At 48.6% G+C, this 19,240-nt stretch carries 17 protein-coding genes and 1 tRNA gene; 11 read left to right on the forward strand and 7 right to left on the reverse strand.

The annotated features are described in order from the left end of the window. Positions 1-4: 4 nt before the first annotated feature. From DZE2538_RS02620 to DZE2538_RS02650, 7 genes are all read left to right on the forward strand, one after another. Positions 5-1,216 carry a glycosyltransferase family 4 protein gene (locus tag DZE2538_RS02620; RefSeq protein WP_038915521.1) on the forward strand — a complete coding sequence of 404 codons (1,212 nt, stop codon included), beginning with the start codon at positions 5-7 and terminating at the stop codon, positions 1,214-1,216. 1 nt (position 1,217) lies between these two features. Continuing rightward, positions 1,218-2,321, forward strand: coding sequence for a glycosyltransferase family 4 protein (locus DZE2538_RS02625; protein ID WP_038915522.1), 1,104 nt, complete (start codon positions 1,218-1,220; stop codon positions 2,319-2,321). 46 nt (positions 2,322-2,367) lie between these two features. Next, positions 2,368-2,775: a hypothetical protein gene (locus DZE2538_RS02630; RefSeq protein WP_038915523.1), complete on the forward strand. Its 408-nt coding sequence runs from the start codon at positions 2,368-2,370 to the stop codon at positions 2,773-2,775. Positions 2,776-2,812: 37 nt separating this feature from the next. Next, positions 2,813-4,207, forward strand: coding sequence for a DUF4832 domain-containing protein (locus DZE2538_RS02635; RefSeq protein ID WP_038915524.1), 1,395 nt, complete (start codon positions 2,813-2,815; stop codon positions 4,205-4,207). 29 nt (positions 4,208-4,236) lie between these two features. Continuing rightward, positions 4,237-4,737, forward strand: coding sequence for a serine acetyltransferase (locus DZE2538_RS02640; protein WP_038915525.1), 501 nt, complete (start codon positions 4,237-4,239; stop codon positions 4,735-4,737). A gap of 106 nt (positions 4,738-4,843) precedes the next feature. After that, on the forward strand, positions 4,844-5,137 hold the full coding sequence (locus DZE2538_RS02645) for a type II toxin-antitoxin system TacA family antitoxin (protein ID WP_038915526.1): 294 nt from the start codon (positions 4,844-4,846) through the stop codon (positions 5,135-5,137). Then, a complete protein-coding gene (locus tag DZE2538_RS02650) occupies positions 5,134-5,622 on the forward strand; it encodes a GNAT family N-acetyltransferase (RefSeq protein ID WP_038915527.1) in 489 nt (162 codons plus the stop codon). Before DZE2538_RS02645 ends, DZE2538_RS02650 begins: the two co-directional genes overlap by 4 nt. Before the next feature lie 343 nt (positions 5,623-5,965). Here the strand turns inward: DZE2538_RS02650 and DZE2538_RS02655 are convergent, their stop codons facing one another. After that, entirely contained in the window at positions 5,966-7,540 is a 1,575-nt protein-coding gene (locus tag DZE2538_RS02655; RefSeq protein ID WP_152486113.1) for a hypothetical protein, read from the reverse strand. Positions 7,541-8,248: 708 nt separating this feature from the next. Here DZE2538_RS02655 and DZE2538_RS02660 point away from each other — a divergent pair. Further along, positions 8,249-9,115: a hypothetical protein gene (locus tag DZE2538_RS02660; protein ID WP_038917096.1), complete on the forward strand. Its 867-nt coding sequence runs from the start codon at positions 8,249-8,251 to the stop codon at positions 9,113-9,115. An 880-nt stretch (positions 9,116-9,995) separates the two neighbouring features. Here DZE2538_RS02660 and DZE2538_RS02670 read toward each other — a convergent pair. The 6 genes from DZE2538_RS02670 to aspA all read right to left on the reverse strand — a co-directional run bounded on the left by DZE2538_RS02670 (position 9,996) and on the right by aspA (position 16,037). Beyond that, a tRNA-Phe gene (locus tag DZE2538_RS02670) sits at positions 9,996-10,071 on the reverse strand. A gap of 161 nt (positions 10,072-10,232) precedes the next feature. After that, positions 10,233-10,808 carry a division control transcriptional repressor DicD gene (gene dicD / locus DZE2538_RS02675; protein WP_038915530.1) on the reverse strand — a complete coding sequence of 192 codons (576 nt, stop codon included), beginning with the start codon at positions 10,806-10,808 and terminating at the stop codon, positions 10,233-10,235. Positions 10,809-10,900: 92 nt separating this feature from the next. After that, positions 10,901-12,664, reverse strand: a complete 1,764-nt coding sequence (locus DZE2538_RS02680; protein WP_038915531.1) for a protein-disulfide reductase DsbD — start codon at positions 12,662-12,664, stop codon at positions 10,901-10,903. Beyond that, on the reverse strand, positions 12,640-13,002 hold the full coding sequence (cutA, locus tag DZE2538_RS02685; protein WP_026357802.1) for a divalent cation tolerance protein CutA: 363 nt from the start codon (positions 13,000-13,002) through the stop codon (positions 12,640-12,642). Before cutA ends, DZE2538_RS02680 begins: the two co-directional genes overlap by 25 nt. A gap of 120 nt (positions 13,003-13,122) precedes the next feature. After that, positions 13,123-14,424, reverse strand: a complete 1,302-nt coding sequence (locus tag DZE2538_RS02690) for an anaerobic C4-dicarboxylate transporter (protein ID WP_019843755.1) — start codon at positions 14,422-14,424, stop codon at positions 13,123-13,125. A gap of 173 nt (positions 14,425-14,597) precedes the next feature. Then, positions 14,598-16,037 carry an aspartate ammonia-lyase gene (gene aspA, locus DZE2538_RS02695; protein ID WP_019843757.1) on the reverse strand — a complete coding sequence of 480 codons (1,440 nt, stop codon included), beginning with the start codon at positions 16,035-16,037 and terminating at the stop codon, positions 14,598-14,600. 445 nt (positions 16,038-16,482) lie between these two features. On the opposite strand from aspA, the gene DZE2538_RS02700 reads away from it, so the two are divergent. From DZE2538_RS02700 to groL, 3 genes are all read left to right on the forward strand, one after another. Beyond that, entirely contained in the window at positions 16,483-17,013 is a 531-nt protein-coding gene (locus tag DZE2538_RS02700; protein WP_038915532.1) for an FxsA family protein, read from the forward strand. Between the two features lie 205 nt (positions 17,014-17,218). Next, a complete protein-coding gene (locus tag DZE2538_RS02705) occupies positions 17,219-17,512 on the forward strand; it encodes a co-chaperone GroES (RefSeq protein WP_013316258.1) in 294 nt (97 codons plus the stop codon). A gap of 52 nt (positions 17,513-17,564) precedes the next feature. Then, positions 17,565-19,211: a chaperonin GroEL gene (gene groL, locus DZE2538_RS02710; RefSeq protein ID WP_019843759.1), complete on the forward strand. Its 1,647-nt coding sequence runs from the start codon at positions 17,565-17,567 to the stop codon at positions 19,209-19,211. The last annotated feature ends 29 nt before the right edge of the window (positions 19,212-19,240 follow it).

Raw genomic sequence — 19,240 nt, forward strand, 5'->3', positions numbered from 1 at the left:
GATAATGAAAGTCTTATTAGTCAATAAATTTTTCTATATCAAGGGCGGGGCGGAAACGGTTTATTTTCAGGAGTATGACAGGCTGAAAGCCGCAGGCGTTGAGGTGATAACCTTCTCCATGCAGCATGAAAATAACTTCCCGTCAGATTACGCCGCTTATTTTGTTGATAATGTTGATTACCATCAGCGCAATGGTGTTGTGGGGGCAATAAAGACCGCCGTTAACTTTATTCATAATTCACAAGCCTGCAAAAAATTGCGGGCGTTATTACATCAAGAAAAGCCGGATATTGTTCACTTTCATAATATCTACCACCAGCTCACGCCATCGTTGATCTCGGTGGCACGGGAGTGCGGCTGCAAAACCGTGCTGACGGCGCATGACTATAAGATGATATGCCCGTCGTACACCATGTTGCGCGATGGCAACGTCTGTGATGCCTGCGTCACCGGTTCGGTATTTAACGCATTTAAATATCGCTGTCAGCAAGGGTCGGCATCAAAGAGTTTGCTGCTTTCACTGGAAGCTGGCTGGCAGGCCATTGCCCGCCATTATCAGCAACTGGATGCGATTATTTCACCCAGTGAGTTTTTGCGCGGCCAGTTGCTCCGCAAGCTGCCACACTCGCGTATTGATGTCATCGTCAACGGTATTAATGATGACTTACCGCTGGACGCTGATGAAGACGACGGCTATTTCCTGTTTATTGGACGGCTGAGTCGGGAAAAAGGCGTGGCAACGCTCGCGCGGGCGCATCAGCAGATGAAAAATAACATGCCGCTAAAAATTGTCGGTAACGGCCCGTTGTATGACGAGCTGGTCGCGCAATTCCCGGATGCGGAATTCCTTGGCTATAAACAGCAGGGGGAAGAGCTTAATCGTCTGATCAAACGGGCGCGTGCGGTGGTGGTGCCTTCTGAATATTACGAAAACTGTTCCATGTCGGTACTGGAGTCGATGGCATTTGCCAAACCGGTCGTCGGTGGACGCATTGGCGGTATACCCGAGCAGATTCGCGATAAGGTCGATGGCATTTTATTTGAGCCGGGTAATGTTCAGGCGTTAGCCGAAATATTGGATTATCTGGCGTTAAATCCACAGCAAGCGAAAGACATGGGGCGTAATGCCCGTCAGCGCCTTAGCGAAAAATATTCATTAAATAAACACACAGCAGCGTTATTAGCACTTTATCAGGAAATAATAAGTAAAAAATAATATGACAACTAAGATTACCGTCCTGGGTACACGTGGTATTCCCAACGTGTTAGGCGGTGTGGAAACACATTGTCAAAATTTATACCCGACTATAAAACAGCAATTTGATGTGGATATTTGCGTACTCGCGCGATCTCCCTATGTTAATTATAAGCAATCACATTATCGAGGTATTAAAACACGTGCATTATTAGCCCCTAAAAAACGCGCATTAGAAGCCATTATTCACTCGGTACTGGCGGCGTTTACCACTTGTTTTGATCACTCTACGGTGGTGCATGTGCATGCCATTGGCCCTGGCCTGGTAGTACCGCTGCTACGTTTATTGGGTAAAAAAGTGGTCTTCACACACCACGGGCCGGATTATGACCGCCAGAAATGGGGATTTCTGGCGAAAAAGGTGCTGCTGCTGGGTGAAAAGGTGGCGGTGAAATATGCCAATGAAGTGATTGTTATCTCTGAGGTCATTAATGAGCTGATCAAGAGAAAATATGGCCGACACGATGCGCACCTTATTTATAACGGCGTGAACCTTTCGCAGCAACTCACGCCTGAGGTGATTCATCAAACGCTGTCGCGCTTTTCACTTCAGCCGCAGCATTATGTGGTCGCGGTTGGACGCTTCGTGGAAGAAAAAGGCCTGCATGACCTGATAGCGGCTTACCGGCAATCGGGTATTACGATGCCGCTGGTTTTAGTTGGCGATGCGGATCACCCCACGGCCTATAGTGAACGGCTAAAACAATTGGCTCGTGAAACCCCTAATGTCATATTGACCGGGTTTTTAACCGGCCATGAACTACAAACTGTCTTTTCACAGGCTAAACTCTTCGTGATGCCTTCATATCATGAAGGGTTACCGATTGCATTGCTGGAAGCGATGTCGTTCTCATTGCCTGCGGTGGTCAGTAATATTCCAGCTAATCTGGAGGTGAAATTAACACCAGACACCTATTTCAATGTAGGGGATGTGGCAGATTTATCTGAAAAGATTGCACAACGCTCTAAATCGTTCTCTGTTGATTACTCTGAATATTTACAACGGTATAATTGGCAAAAGATTGCGCAACAAACGATGGCCGTTTATACCGCAGTCAATAAATAGATGCACCGAAAATAATTCAGCGTATTAATAAATTAATAGGTTAATAGTGAACGAATCTAATAAACGCCCGTTAGTGCTTGAGCGCTTCTATGAAGCGCTCGATGGAAAAACCGACACCGAACTGACTTCGGAGCAACGAGTGGCCGTTGAACAGGCCGTGTTGTCGATTACTGCATCGTCCATGCACTGGCTTGATGTGCGCAAAAGTTTCCCTTTTTTGCACCGGCGTTATTACTTCGTTTTTTTGTTCGGTCTGGACCACCGCAAGCGTCCACGTAAAGAATCAACGCTGGTTTGTATGCTGTTGACGGCACTGATTCTGTTTACCTGTTTGTTCTGTACGTTCGCTGCATTATTGACGCTATACATGATTAAGTCTGCCTTGGGTATTGATATTTTCCCACATTTCCACTTAGGAATTTGGGATTGGTGGCTAAGCCTAAAGGAACACTGACCTCCGGTTTCCACTGCGGTGGAAATAGGAGTCATCAATGCGTTTTAAAATGATCGTACTGGGAGGGATGTTATTTTCGGTTTTGAGTGTCGCTGTCGCATCCATGACGACCGTGACCCTGCGAGGGATAAACGGCCCGCTCACGAACCCGGGTACTGGCGTCGCCAGCTTTAACCGGGGGAATGGCACGACCTTATCGCTGGCTGATTACCCTGACACGGGCATTGAATACGATCGCTTTTACTGGAGCGACCTGGAGCCGGTGGAAGGCCGTTATAACTTTCAACTGGTGGATGCGGTTTTTGCGCAGGCCCGGCAACACCAGCCAGCGATGGGGGTTGGGCTGCGTTTTATGGCGCTGGATGAACCCGCCAGTGGCTCGAAGATCCCCGACTGGTTGATCCAAAAAGGCATTAAGGGCGAGTGGACGCCGGATAAAAAAACCTTTGTGCCGGACTGGGATGACCCGGTGTTTATCGAATATAGCCAGCGTTTGCTTAACGCTTTTGGCCGCCGTTATGACGGCAATGCGAATCTGGCTTATGTCGATATTGGGTTGGTCGGCTCCTGGGGGGAATGGCATAACAGTAATTTCCCCTCGATTAAGCCGTTGCTGGAACGCTACATCCCGGCCCAGTTAAATAAGTACGTCACCCTGTTTTTCAACGCGTTTCCCCAAAGCCCCAAAGTGATGTTAATTAGCGGGGGAGACACGCTGGCCTATGCCGTGAAACAAGGTGCGGGATGGCGCGCAGATTGCTGGGGAGACTGGCATAACTTTTCAACGGGATGGAGCCACATGAAGGACGATTATCCTGCGCGGCTGCAAGCGGCAGAGGTGGCGTATCCCGGTTTTAGTGCTGCGTGGCAACGTGCGCCGGTGAGCCTGGAAATCTGCGGTTATATGTCGGAGTGGTTAAGCGTTCAGTACTATTCACGGGAGCAAGTACAAGCGACGTTTGACTGGGCGCTGGCGCAACATGCCAGTACCATTAACCTGAAATCGCGCGCCGTACCGGCGCAATATCGGGACATTGTGGATAACGCGCTCACCAAATTGGGGTATCGTTTTCGCCTGGCGTCGTTAACTCATGAATCTGAACTGGCAACAGGGCAGAGCCTGATATTAAGCAGCCAATGGTTTAACGATGGCGTAGCGCCGGTTTATCTGAAATATGATTTGGCCTACCGCGTGGTCAATGACGCCAACAGCGTTATGGTCATGGGAAAAACGACGGAAGACCTCCGGACCTGGTTGCCGGGGCAACATAACTGCGTCTACCAGTTGGACATGCCCGAATCATTACCGGCCGGGCAATATAATATTGATGTGGCGATGTTGGATGCCAAAGGCGTGTCGCGAATTAATCTTGCCAATGAAGGTAAGCAGGCCGATGGCTGGTATCGGGTTTCTACTATCATCGTGCGCTAAGCGCGGAATAATAAATAATAGACATTATTATGCTGAAAAATATTAGCCATGTATGGCGAGAAGTGAATACGGCAGGCAGTATTAAATCTAAACTGGTCATCCTGTTATTTCGTCTTTCAACTATCTGGCAGTCGTCAAATCTGCTGCTGAAAATAGTCAGTCTCCCTTTTGTTATTCTGAACAAGGTAATCAATGAGTGGGTGTTCTGTGTGGAGATCCCACACAGAACCCAAATCGGTTTTGGGCTGAAGATATATCACCCTCACTGCATTGTGCTGAATGCCGACGTTGTTATCGGGGATAACTGCACATTACGCCAGGGCGTGACCATTGGCAGCGTGCTCAACCGTGATGGTCAGGTGACGAAAAGCCCGGTACTGGGCAATCAGGTAGAACTGGGCGCGAACGCTATTCTGCTGGGCGACATTACCGTGGGGGATAACGTCAAAGTGGGGGCCGGAACCGTGGTCACCAAAAGTCTGGCGGAAAACAAAGTGGTCGTTGGGTATGGGGTCAGGGAGTTGAATTGAGTTCGTTCCTTTGGTTTGGTGCCCTGTGATGTCGATAAATCGTAATGACATTAGCGTTACGCTGCTGTATAATTAATATCCAGAGTGTTGGCCGGAGGATAACAGCATGCCAGCGACGAACAACGTTTCTGTGAAACGCGAAACATTGAATTTACGCATCAGGCCCGCCGAACGAGATCTTATTGATCGTGCTGCGAAGGCCAGAGGAAAAAATCGTACTGATTTTGTCCTCGAAGCTGCTCGCGCTGCCGCAGAGGAAGCATTGATCGATCAGCGCATCATCATGGCAGATCCCGATGCTTATCAGGAATTCCTCACCCGTTTGGATCAGGCTCCTTCGCCGAATGCTGAACTGCGCAAAACGATGCAAACACCTGCACCGTGGGAATTGAAAAAATGATATCCGCCCCTGAGCCACTTCGCACCGAACATGTACTATCTTCATTTTGTTGCGGCGTGGAGTCCATGGACAACTGGCTAAAACTACGGGCGATGAAAAATCAGGTCACTGGAGCATCACGAACTTTCGTCAGTTGCGATGATTCAAAAGTGTTGGCGTATTACTCATTGGCTTCCAGCGCCGTAGCAACGAATTTCGCCCCTGGGCGCTTTCGCCGCAATATGCCCGATCCGATTCCGGTAGTAGTGCTGGGACGTCTGGCGGTGGATAAATCATTACATGGTCAGGGTGTTGGCCGAGCGCTGGTACGGGACGCTGGGTTGCGGGTGATTCAGGTGGCGGATACTATCGGTATTCGCGGGATGTTGGTTCATGCGCTGTCTGATGAGGCGAGAGCATTTTACCTGCGGGTGGGGTTTGAACCTTCACCGATAGATCCGATGGTGCTGATGGTGACGTTAAGGGATTTGCTTGGGAGTCATTAACTTAAAACGGTAACTGTTTCTGAAAATCTCGAAAAGTATAAGCGTGTAAAACAGGTATGCTTACATTCCCAGCTTTATACTAGAGCTGCTAGTAAATCTTTCATTCTGGTGGTTATGAAGTCCACAAATACCTAAAATTGAGCCTTGTCTGTTTTTGGGAAAGGCTCAACTTTGTCATTAAGATAGGGAGACAAGATCTTGTTTAGGCGGAACTGGATATCTAGTGCTTTTAATTTCCCTTGTGCTTTAACAGCAAATATTTTATTCCCCGAACCACCTGGATATGTTGTATCGTAAAAGATATTTTTTCAATAATACAATGAATAAAATTCAGTTGGCTAAATTATTCAGTCAAACTCTTTAAACCGTACCATTCACACGTCCAGTTTCCTGATTTAATACTGAAAGTGACAACTTTATAATCTATGTTTGGTATAGGTAGGTATTGTCTATTTTTTAGGATGCTAATGACACCTTCTAAATTTTTTTCACTTTCTATTATACTCAATAAATGGCCAATCTTTATCACGGGGATTTTTTTATCCTGAATGAGATCATATCCAATCCAGTTGAATGAGCCAACTATTGAATAGTGACTGTAATTACTGTCAATTTTCAATATGTTTTTATATAGATTTTCATCATGTGAGTTTAGTAAAGATTGAATAATTTTTGCTTGTTTAATCCCTTTTTTTATTTCTTGAGATCTTTTATTTATCTCTCTGACTTCTGCTGGTTCAATAAACCATTTAAGTTCAACTGTTAATACAGTTTTATTTTTTTCATCAATGATTGCTAAGTCTAAATCTGTACCTGATACTTTTCCAGATTCACAACGGTAGCCTTGTAAAGACAATTTGTTTTTTATATCCTTGTATAGGATTCTCTCTTTTTCATCGACTAGTGAGGAGTAAATTATTTTATCATCTTCTATCTGATTGAGTAGAACACAGATGTTTCGTTCTATATCTGAATTAATGAATAAAAATGGAGAGATTGCATAATTTCCATCTTCACAATCAAAGAGAGGTTGTGTGGCTACATCAGGATGAATAATACCCTTGGCGCCAAATGTTAAATACTCTAGGATGCTAACAATTTTAGACTCCTCATATCCTGATGACTCAGTGAGAATTCTGATTAACTCATTTTTGGGTATAACCCATACTCTTTGCGAATATCCATTTTCAGGGAACTGTTCTGCATTTATTGTTGTAATTGCATAACGAGCATAAGATAAAGCCGAAATGGTAATAGCGATTTTACGGAACTCTCCTAATGCGAAGTGTGAAAACTGCCAATGCTCAGGGAGGTGATATCTAACCGATTGTGACTGTTCAAAAATACTAGTTACAGTTTTTGATAAAGATGAATTCCATGATATTGCAAGTTTCCCATTGAAATAAAATGAATATTCTTTTATAGATTGAAGAATTGACAGAGTGTCAACATTAGACTGCTCATGTGATCCTGTTTTATGAAAAAATCTGTTATAGGCTTCATAAGGAATTCCTTGTGACAGATCTTTATTTGTTTTTAACTCATCCCTGATGGCCTCAATTGATAGAACCCCGCTATGAAAAAGAGGGAATATTGAGCAAAAATTGTTGTAGCTAGAGGATTTTTCATACCACTCATGTGCAGCATTAGCGTTTGGCTTTGAATAATAACTTGTTATTGCATACTTTTTTCGCTTACATTTTTTGAAGCAAACTCTGAGTGGATGTGTAATAAAGTTAATCATGTTATCAACACCTGCTGATTTGTCATGACTAGAGCCATTCATATTCGTCAATTGATAATGTTTATACTCCAAGTATGACAATAGCTCCCACACGGCTTGAGAGTAAGGTATTGATGTGAGGATACTATCCTCGAATGCTGAATCAATTTCTCTTTCTATTTCTTTGATATTCAATGGTGGCCTCGTTATTCCTAGTAGTGTCTTTTAATCAGAATCATTGTTAAAATTGCTAGTGTAAATTACGAAATTATTTCTCATTATTATATGGAGACTGTATAAGTGAAGAATTACTTATTGGCAAAGATTTGCCACTAAATAAAGGTTGGAAAGAACCAGTATTATTATAGGCCGATAACTGAAAAAAAAGAATAAATTTTCGAATTTTCAGCAGGATTTGATATGTCGTTCACGGTTGGGAAGGTGACTGCTATGGCAGTGTAGCGACAGAATTCGTGCTATGTATAAACGCTCTACGTGTGTCAATACCTGATGAGCCCGGTGTATGTTGCTCTGGTTTTCGCGATGTAGGCGGAATATTCTGGTACCATCGGTATGCTGTTTATTTTAGTGGCCTTGGTAGGGAGATTAGATGGTATAGTCTATAGTCAGGCGTGATTGGCGGCATCTACGATATAGGGTAAGAATCGATTTTTCTATCACTGTGCCAAGTGCTTTGCCAGACAGGCTGTTTATCTTCTCTGCATACATAATCTGCTGGTGCCATTCCGATGTAGCACGAATCTCCGATTACAGCCTACTGTGCTGTTGATGAGAATCACGGTATCGGTGGTAATTGGGAAATTTAAGAAATATTTGTAACCTTTTAATTTTCATGTGATAAATAACTTTATCAAAAAATGATCTTCATTTATGGACATTAGAATGGCGCTACAGTATTCGATAAAAATCACTTTTGATGAAAATTTGCTCGATAGACCTGAGCGGGTTTTCGAAGCCATGGGGTTTTATGTACGAGGCTTTAATGGTCTTCAGGCTGAATTTATTAAAGGATTTGATGGTGAGATCAGTGTTCAGTCTGGATTGCGTAAAACTCGTGAAGGGTCTCTTATCGCTGATATAGTTCATAGCATACATGATAAATCTAAACAATTAAGCTTAAAAGCTATATTTGATAGCGTTTTTTATGGTTTGGAGGGGGCTATATCTACCGTTGGTAAAATTGATTCTGAAGGGGATTTGAAAAACTTCACAGAAAAAGTATATGAAAATTTGGCAGCAAATGATAATGTTATATGTGGTTGTGATGCCAATCAGTATGAAGTGGCTAAAAACTTAAAACTTATCTATGAAGGTTCGCAGAAACTTGCGCCAACTGACTCTACTGCATTTGGGTTAAATGATAAATTTAAGCAGATTAGCAAAAAATTCTCATTCCCAAGGACACCAGATGAGTTATTTGAAAATAATGTTATTTCCTTTCCTAGTAAGGAATTACTGATAATTAAAAGACCAGACTATGTTGGAAGCTCTCAGTGGGAATTTCAAAGTTCAAAACGGAAATCTAAAATAGTAAAAGCTAAAATATTAGATGAGAAATGGCTTGCTAAATGGAGAGGTCATAAAGTCATTTTTTGGCCTGGTGATGCTTTGCTTGTAAGACTTGTAAGCAAGCAGATTACTAATAATCAGTCTCGTGCGAAAGTTATTAAGGATGAAATTATAGAGGTGCTTGAGGTTATACCCCAGGCGGAAATTGAACAAATTATTTTGGATTTATCCAATGAGTAGACCGAACTACTCTGCCGCTATAGCAGATGCACTATTCGTTGTGTTACCTTTCCTTTTATTAGTTGTTGTTAAGGTTATGAAGGGGATTTCCGAAGAGATAATAATGATACCTGACTATTCTTTGGCGATATCAATAATGTATGGGCAATTATTAAGTAAAACCTTATATGTCAATGAGAATAGGAAGAAGTATGATAATTTTCAATTATTCCAAGTTATGATATTCGTTATATCTATGATTGCTATTGTCTCTTACACTGGGTTTCAGTTGATAACAAACGTACCCAAATACATTTATATTTTACAGTTTATATTATTCATTATTGCTCTTGTGATTTATATACCTACATTGACTCTTATAAATAAAATGAGTCTGAAGTAAGGTGGTAAAGATTCAATCTGATAATTGTCTTTGTCCACGGTAACGCTAACGCGGTGTTTCATGATAGTGCTCCTCTTCTATGCATACTTTCAGTATATACCCCGCGTTGTTGTTCAGCAATTAGCCAAAATTCAATGCCAACTTACTCGACTCCTCAAAACGTATAAACCTGAAAAACGTGTCGGTGCCGCGCTTCCAGCGGGATTCGCGATGACGTGTTTGATGCTATTGAGCTGCAGTTTAATAGCCCGCTTTTTCTGTGGGTCTGGCACGATGTAGAAAACATAAGTGCAGCGTTGTTGAGTGCGCATCAGTAAATGGCTGGTGATAATTGAAAGGTAAGCGAGTTTTGGTTGGCAGGTAGTATCGGTTTCAGTCGCAATTGCTGCGCTGACACGTCACTAGCTTCAAAGAAGCGAGTCATCGAACGTCGTTCGATGGAGAGTCCGCAAGCTGAAAAGCAAAAAACCAGCCCGTAGGCTGGTTTTTCTAAATAAGTGGTGCCCGGACTCGGAATCGAACCAAGGACACGGGGATTTTCAATCCCCTGCTCTACCGACTGAGCTATCCGGGCAACGGGGCGCATTAAACCGGATTCAGGCGTCTGCGTCAACGTGAATTCACCCACTTTTTGACGGTTTGGCTGCTTTTTCAGCGTTTATGCGGTTTTTGCGTAAATAAACAACAACATCCGGCGCGATGCCGTGCTTTCAGAGGACGTCGGGCATGAAAACATTACGCCAGCGCGCCGTGTTTACGGCACATGGCGACCCGCAGTACGTCTTCTGCCAGCCGTTTTGCCACGGTGACATCGGATAACTGGCGTTTTACCAGTAACTTGCTCAGGCAGCCTTCCAGAATCAGTTCTAGCTGTAGGGCCACCATGTCGGTGTCGTCGGTTTCCAGCTCTTCGAGCAGGGCTTTGGTGTACTGGTACGAGGCCTGCTTTTGTTGCTCGGCAATCTGATGGATAGGGTGGAGTGGGTCAGGATAGGCGCTGCAGGCCGCAATAAACAGACAACCGGGAAAACGGTGCTGGCTGACGGCGTCCTGTAAGCGTTGGTAGCGCTCCAGCAGTTTTTGTTCGGTGCTGAGGTGTTCATCCAACTGCACCTGCTTGCGCCAGATACTGATTTGCTGGCTGTGGTAACGCAGGCTGTCATACAGCAGCGCCTCGCGGTCGGGCCAGTAGGGCAGGAGTTCGGCGGGAGAAACGCCCACTTGGTCTGCCAGCATCTCCAGCGTTGTGTCGGCGAATCCGCGCTGCTCCAGTAACGCCAGCGCCTGTTCCAGTACTTCTTCGCGTTGCATCATGCTTCTCCTGCTTGTTCACTGTCACTAACCAGTGTGGTTTATCCCCGCTATCTTTCAAGCCCAGTGCCGACGGCCCGCTATCGCTCGGGTTAGCGTTTTAGCGTTTGCAAATGTGCGGCAAAGGCGGCGGCATCCATGAAGCCGGTGACGCGTGAGCCGGGAATTTCCTGGCCGCTGGCATCAAAAAACAGAATCGTCGGTAGCCCCAGTACGTTTAACTGTTGCAGCAACGTTCGCTGTGCTTCGTCATTGGCGGTGACGTTCGCCTGTAGCCGCTGCAGGGTAGACAGTGACTGCTGCACGGCCGCATCACGGAAGGTGTATTTCTCGAACTCCTTGCAGGCCACGCACCAGTCGGCGTAGAGATCAAGCATGGTGATACGGTTATCGTTGTGACTCAGCGCGCTCGTCAGTTCCGCCAGCGTATTGGTCGGCGTAAAACTCAGCTGGCTGGTGTGGGTTGGCTCTGCCTGTACCGGTGTGAAGAACCAATCCTGTAACGGGCGGGCTGCCAGTAGCGCCCCCAGTAACAGCAGAATCTGTACCACACGCATGACACCGGCATGACTGCGCAGGCTAAGGGCAAACGCCCAGCCGAAAAATGCCACGCCGAGTAGCGCCCACAGTCGCCACTCCCAGGTATCGCCCAACACCCTTCCCAGCAGGAAGACCGGCAATGCCAGAATGACAAACCCAAACCCCTCTTTGACGTGATTCATCCAGGGGCCGCGTTTGGGCAATAACCGGTTGCCGAACAGGGTAATCGCCATCAGCGGCAGGCCCATACCCAGTGCATACAAATACAGTGAGCCGCCACCCGCCAGCAGGTTGCCACTCTGCGCAATATACAGCAGCAGCGCACTAAGCGGCGCGGTGGTACAGGGCGAGCAAATCAGCCCGGCCAGTGCGCCCATCGCGAATACCCCGACAACGGAACCGCTTTGCTGGCGGTTGCTCCACAACGTCAGGCGTGTCTGCAACGATGACGGCAACTGCAGGCTATAGACGCCGAACATGGATAGCGCCAGCGCCGCGAACATGACCGATAAGCCTGTCAATACATAAGGGTGCTGCAACGCCGCCTGAAAGCGCAGCCCGGCAGCGGCCACGATCAGGCCGAGCAGGGTGTAGGTCAACGCCATGCCCTGCACGTACACCAGCGTCAGCAGCAGTGTGCGACCGGTCGATAAACGTTGCTGACGACCGAGAATCAGCCCGGAGATCAGCGGATACATCGGCAATACGCAAGGCGTGAACGCCACGCCGATACCAATCAACAACGCCCATAACGGCGAAAACGGCAGCGTCGGCGTATGCGTGGCGTCTGGCTGCGGCACGATGGCGGCTGGCGTTGCAGGTGTGTCGGTGTGTGTCGTACTGGCGTTTATCGAACTAGCGTTTGTAGAACTGACGTTTGTTGCACTCAGCGGTATCGAACGGGTTTCCGGCGGGTAGCAGAAGCCTGCGTCGGCACAGCCCTGATAGGTGATGCTCAGCGTGGCACCGGACGGCACATTACGCAGGGGGATGTTGAGCGTCAGCGACTGGCGGTAAATAGAAACATCGCCAAAAAATTCATCACGGTGTGATTCGCCCGGTGGCAGCGTCACACCCGGTGGCGCGATAAGCGTGCTATCCAGCTTGATTTGCTGGCGATACAGGTAGTAGCCAGGGTGAATCTGCCAACTGACGGTCAGTTGATCGCCATGCTGTTGAAAATCCAATGTGAAGGCTTGGTCGACCGTCAAAAACTGAGACTGGGCGCTGCGCCCGAACGGGTTTTGCGCCGGTGCCAGCGGGCTGAAAAACAGGCTGAGGCACAGGAGCGTCAGCGTAAGGATGCGTTGAGCCATGAGAGATAGTCGCTGTCGCCACCCTCGACCGGCAGCACCAGCAGTTCTGGTGTCTGGTAAGGATGCTGTTGTTTCAGGTGAGTCAGCAGGGCGGACTGGTGTTCCCTGTCGCTTTTAAGCAGCAGTTGAATCTCCGTCTGCTGTTCCAGTTTGCCTTCCCAATGGTAGAGGGAAATTGCGCCGGGCAGTAAGGTGACACAGGCAGCCAGATGCGCTTGCAGCGCCGATTGGGCCAGTTGTCGGGCGCAGTGCTCATCGGGGGCGGTACACAATACTACCACGGCACTGTTGGGTAACGTTTCGCTGTTTAATAGCGGAGAGTCGCTGGAATCAGACATCGTGACCTCGATAACGGTAACGGTAACGGTGGACACACTATACCGTGTGAGGTGGGGAAGCGTAAGGTTGGATCGGCGCCAGCACGCCGATCCGAAAAAACTTTACGAAAGGAAGGTGGGTTACAACACTATGTTACCCACGATAAAGCCGAAGGCGACCGACAACGAAATCGCCACCACACCGGGGATCAAAAACGCATGGTTGAATACATATTTACCGATGCGAGTAGAACCGGTGTCATCCATTTCTACCGCCGCCAACAGGGTGGGGTAGGTAGGCAGGACGAACAGTGCCGATACGGCAGCGAACGAGGCGATAGCAGTTACCGGGCTCACACCCAACATCAGTGCCGCTGGCATCAGCGCCTTGGCGGTAGCCGCCTGTGAATAGAGCAGCGTCGCGGCGAAGAACAGCACGACGGCCAGCATCCACGGATGGCTCTGCAACAGTGTGCCCGCTGTGCTCTGAATATCGGTGATGTGTGCTTTAACGAATGTGTCGCCCAGCCAGGCTACACCCATGACGCACACACAGGCACTCATACCGGATTTAAAGGTACTGGCGCTGAGGATCTGCGCGGTATCAACGCGGCAGGTGATGCAGATAAGCGTGGCGATTGTCAGCATAAAGACGACGATCGCTTCGTTACGCGGCAGCACCGGGTTTTGAATCAGCCCAACCGTGTCGCTGATGGCGGTCGCGTATACTACCACGGCGATAATACCGATAAGAAACAGTCCAACGGAGAGTTTGGCGCCGGGTTTCAGTTCCTGATGGCCGTGACCACGCAGTGTGACTTCACCTTTACGCAAACGCTCCTGATAGATCTCATCATCTTTCAGCTCTTTGCCGAGGAAATTGGTGAGGATAGCGGTCAGCATAATGGCAATTAGCGTACTGGGGATGCAGATGCCAAGCAGTGCCAGATAACTCACGCCTTTCGGTTCGAGCAGACCTGCGACGAAAACCACCGCCGCAGAGATAGGTGAAGCCGTGATCGCGATTTGTGACGCGACAACCGCTATCGACAGCGGACGAGACGGGCGGATGCCTTGTTCTTTTGCCACTTCAGCAATAACTGGCAGCGTAGAGAACGCGGTGTGACCGGTACCGGCCAGCAGCGTCATGAAATAGGTCACCAACGGAGCGAGAAAGGTGACGTAACGCGGCTGACGGCGCAGTAGTTTTTCCGCCAGACTGACCAGATAGTCCATACCACCGGCTATCTGCATGGCAGCGATAGCGGCGATAACCGCCATGATGATTTCGATGACATCGAACGGGATAGCACCCGGTTTAATGTGAAGCCCTAGCGTTAAAACCAGTACGCCCAACCCGCCGGCAAAACCGATACCGATGCCGCCGAGCCTGGCGCCCAGATAAATAGCGAGGAGTACTATAAATAGTTCCAGAATAAGCATGTTGATGTTCCTTCTGATTTTGTTGCCCGTGACATTGCAAAACGTCTTTCCATATCTTTTTCTTATGGTTGTAGCTACAGGTCGGCCTTTTGCGGCGCGGAAAAAAGAGTGGATAGAACAAAGGCACGCAGCCCTAATGGACTGACGTGCCTTACAGAGAAGACGGTGCGGAATTAGGACGCGTCTTGGTCTTCGGTGTAGCGTTTGGCCTTGTAAGCCGGGTGCATCAGGTTCTGTACAGAGAAGATGTCATCCAGCTCAGCTTCGGTCAGCAGACCGCGCTCCAGCACCACTTCACGCACGCTCTTACCGGTTTCGGCGCAAATCTTACCGACGATATCGCCGTTGTGGTGACCGATGAACGGGTTCAGGTAGGTGACGATACCGATAGAGTTGAACACGTAGGATTCGCACACGTCTTTATTGGCGGTGATGCCTTCGACGCATTTTTCCAACAGGTTGTAGCAGGCATTGGTCAGAATCTGGGTAGATTCGAACATCGCCTGACCGATTACGGGTTCCATCACGTTCAACTGCAACTGACCGGCTTCGGCTGCCATGGTGACGCAGGTGTCGTTGCCAATCACTTTGAAGCACACCTGATTGACGACTTCCGGCACAACCGGGTTGACCTTGGCTGGCATAATGGACGAGCCCGCCTGCAGTTCCGGCAGGTTGATTTCGTTCAGACCGGCACGCGGACCTGAAGAGAGCAGACGCAGGTCGTTACAGATCTTGGACAGTTTCACCGCCAGGCGTTTCAGCGCGCCGTGTACCATGACGTAAGCACCGCAGTCAGAGGTCGCTTCGATCAGGTCTTCGGCCGGTACGCATGCCAGTTTGCTGACTTCGGCCAGTTTCTGCACCGCCAGTTGCTGGTAGCCTTCCGGTGTGTTCAGACGCGTACCGATAGCGGTCGCGCCCAGGTTCACTTCCAGCAGCAGTTCTGCGGTGCGCAGCAGGTTTTTGTTCTCTTCTTTCAACAGTACGTTGAAAGCGTGGAACTCCTGGCCCAGCGTCATCGGTACCGCATCCTGCAACTGGGTACGGCCCATTTTCAGGATGTTTTCGAATGCTTTCGCTTTTTGTTCAAAGCCGTCGCCCAGTACGGTGACCGCGTCGACCAGTTTCAGAATGCTGGTGTATACCGCGATACGGAAACCGGTAGGGTAGGCATCGTTGGTAGACTGGCATTTGTTGACGTGGTCATTGGGGTTCAGGTACTGGTATTCCCCCTTTTTGTGGCCCATCAGTTCCAGACCGATGTTGGCCAGCACTTCGTTGGTGTTCATGTTGACGGATGTACCCGCGCCGCCTTGGAAAACATCGACCGGGAATTGATCCAGACATTTGCCGTTGACCAACACTTCGTCACAGGCTTTGATGATGGTGTCGGCAATCTTGCGCGGTATGGTTTGGAGTTCACGGTTGGCCATGGCAGCGGCTTTTTTCACCATCACCATGCCGCGTACAAATTCTGGCACGTCACTGATTTTCTGGTTGCTGATATAGAAGTTTTCTATAGCACGCAGTGTGTGAACGCCGTAGTACGCATCAGCCGGAACTTCTCTGGTACCTAACAGATCTTCTTCAATACGAATGTTATCTGACATGAGAGCCTTCTCTTATACTTCTGTCGATTAGAATTTATAGGGTGTATCGTCTTACCGTGGAGTACAGCAGCAGAATGTTTAACCACCATGCTTGCTGTTGCTATTATGATATTCTGTTGGTTAACGTGATTTCCGTTGCCCGGATCACATATGGGCAGTCATTTCTCTCCCGGCGCATGAACTGTGATGAGGGTCATGACCTCGTAAAGAAATAGTTAGATACCTCATCAACGTGGTTGAAAAAAGGCGACTGCACTACCATCTCCTTGATCAGCGCCCGCCAATAATGGGTAAATGGCGTGTACGAGTATAAGGTACTGTACCACGCCGACTGGTCGTATCTTCATACCTGATCATGATGACAGCGCGAGGTGTTCTGTATCACCGCGTGATGTTGAGTAAACATTTTTATCAATGAGTTAGCTATTAACCACAGGAGCTTTGGGTGCGCTGGTTACCGCTTTTACTGATTTTTCTGTTCGTTTACATCGAAGTCTCCCTCTTTATTCGGGTGGCCGATGTGCTGGGCGTTGCGGTCACGCTGCTGTTGGTCGTGATGACGTCCTGCATTGGGATCTCCATGGTGCGCAACCAGGGAGTGAAGAACATTATGCTGATGCAGCAGCGTCTGCAGGCGGGAGAAAGCCCGGCTGCCGAGCTGGTTAAGAGCGTGTCGTTGATCCTGGCCGGTTTCCTGCTGGTGGTGCCGGGTTTTTTCACCGATTTTCTCGGCTTGTTGCTGTTGTTGCCGCCGATACAAAAACACCTGACGCTTAAACTGATGCCGCATCTGCAAGTCTGGGGTGGTCGCCCGGGGCCGAATAACCGGGGTGGTCAGGGCAATGTGTTTGAAGGTGAGTTTCAGCGTAGAGATGAGCATGAGCGGCTGGATCAATCCGACAACGATCATCACAACGACCATAACAACGATAATCACCACAACGACAACCCACCGGGTGGTTCCTCGCAGCGTTAAATCTGGCTCCTGTGGGGCGTTGACTGGCGTCGGGCGCGTTTGTCGCCGGGGTTTGGCAGAAAAATTTCATTTAATGCAAAAAAAATTTCTTTCCTCCCTTGAAGCGCCATGAAACGTCCCCACTTAGTTCACCACAAGGCCGGATGTCAGATGCATCCGGCATTTAACCTAAGCTGATATGGACTTTCTCAAAGGAGAGCTATCAATGAAAATTCGTCCATTGCATGACCGTGTAATCGTCAAGCGCAAAGAAGTTGAGTCAAAATCTGCTGGCGGCATCGTTCTGACCGGTTCTGCAGCGGGTAAATCCACCCGTGGTGAAGTCCTGGCTGTTGGCCATGGCCGTATCCTGGAAAACGGTGAAGTGAAACCGCTGGACGTGAAAGTAGGCGATATCGTCATTTTCAATGATGGCTATGGCGTGAAGACTGAGAAGATCGACAACGAAGAGGTGTTGATCATGTCTGAAAGCGACATTCTGGCGATTGTTGAAGCCTAATCTTACGTAATCATCTGTGAACTGAACGAAACGAATTCAAGGGAAACTACCAATGGCAGCTAAAGACGTAAAATTCGGTAATGACGCTCGAGTAAAAATGTTGCGTGGCGTTAATGTGCTGGCTGATGCAGTAAAAGTTACTCTGGGCCCGAAAGGCCGTAACGTAGTACTGGACAAATCCTTCGGCTCGCCGACCATCACTAAAGACGGCGTGTCCGTTGCGCGTGAAATCGAACTGGAAGACAAGTTCGAAAACATGGGCGCTCAGATGGTGAAAGAAGTTGCCTCTAAAGCTAACGATGCAGCAGGCGACGGCACCACCACCGCGACAGTACTGGCTCAGGCTATCGTTAACGAAGGTCTGAAAGCCGTTGCTGCGGGCATGAACCCGATGGATCTGAAACGCGGTATCGACAAAGCGGTTATCGCTGCTGTAGAAGAACTGAAAAAACTGTCCGTTCCTTGCGCTGATACCAAAGCTATCGCTCAGGTAGGTACCATCTCCGCCAACTCCGACGAAACCGTGGGCAAGCTGATCGCTGAAGCCATGGAAAAAGTAGGTAAAGAAGGCGTGATCACCGTAGAAGAAGGCTCTGGTCTGCAAGACGAGCTGGACGTGGTTGAGGGTATGCAGTTCGATCGCGGCTACCTGTCTCCGTACTTCATCAACAAACCGGAAACCGGTTCTGTTGAACTGGAAAGCCCGTTCATCCTGCTGGCTGACAAAAAAATCTCCAACATCCGCGAAATGCTGCCGGTGCTGGAAGCTGTTGCCAAAGCGGGCAAACCGCTGCTGATCATCGCTGAAGACGTAGAAGGTGAAGCGCTGGCAACGCTGGTGGTTAACACCATGCGCGGTATCGTGAAAGTGGCTGCGGTGAAAGCACCGGGCTTCGGCGACCGTCGTAAAGCTATGCTGCAGGACATCGCTACTCTGACTGCCGGTACTGTGATTTCTGAAGAAATCGGTCTGGAGCTGGAAAAAGCGACCCTGGAAGATCTGGGCCAGGCTAAACGAGTGGTTATCAACAAAGACACCACCACCATCATCGATGGCGTGGGTGATGAAGCCACTATTCAGGGCCGTGTTACTCAGATTCGCCAGCAGATCGAAGAAGCGACTTCCGACTACGATCGTGAAAAGCTGCAGGAACGCGTAGCTAAACTGGCTGGCGGTGTTGCGGTTATCAAAGTCGGTGCAGCGACCGAAGTCGAAATGAAAGAGAAGAAAGCCCGCGTTGAAGATGCGCTGCACGCGACCCGTGCTGCCGTTGAAGAAGGCGTGGTTGCTGGTGGCGGCGTGGCGCTGATCCGCGTTGCTACTGCTATCAGTGGCCTGAAAGGCGATAACGAAGAGCAGAATGTCGGTATCAAAGTTGCTCAGCGTGCGATGGAAGCACCGCTGCGTCAGATCGTTTCCAACGCCGGTGAAGAGCCGTCTGTGGTTGCTAACAACGTGAAAGCGGGTGAAGGTAACTACGGTTACAACGCTGCTACCGAGCAGTATGGCAACATGATCGACATGGGTATTCTGGATCCGACCAAGGTAACCCGTTCTGCTCTGCAGTACGCGGCTTCCGTTGCGGGCCTGATGATCACCACCGAATGTATGGTGACCGAGCTGCCGAAAGGCGACGCGCCTGATTTAGGTGCTGCTGGCGGCATGGGCGGCATGGGTGGTATGGGCGGCATGATGTAATCAGCCGTCGCAGCGATATCTTCGCTACG

It is taken from the genome of Dickeya zeae NCPPB 2538, from assembly GCF_000406165.1.
Classification (GTDB): Bacteria; Pseudomonadota; Gammaproteobacteria; order Enterobacterales; family Enterobacteriaceae; genus Dickeya; species Dickeya zeae.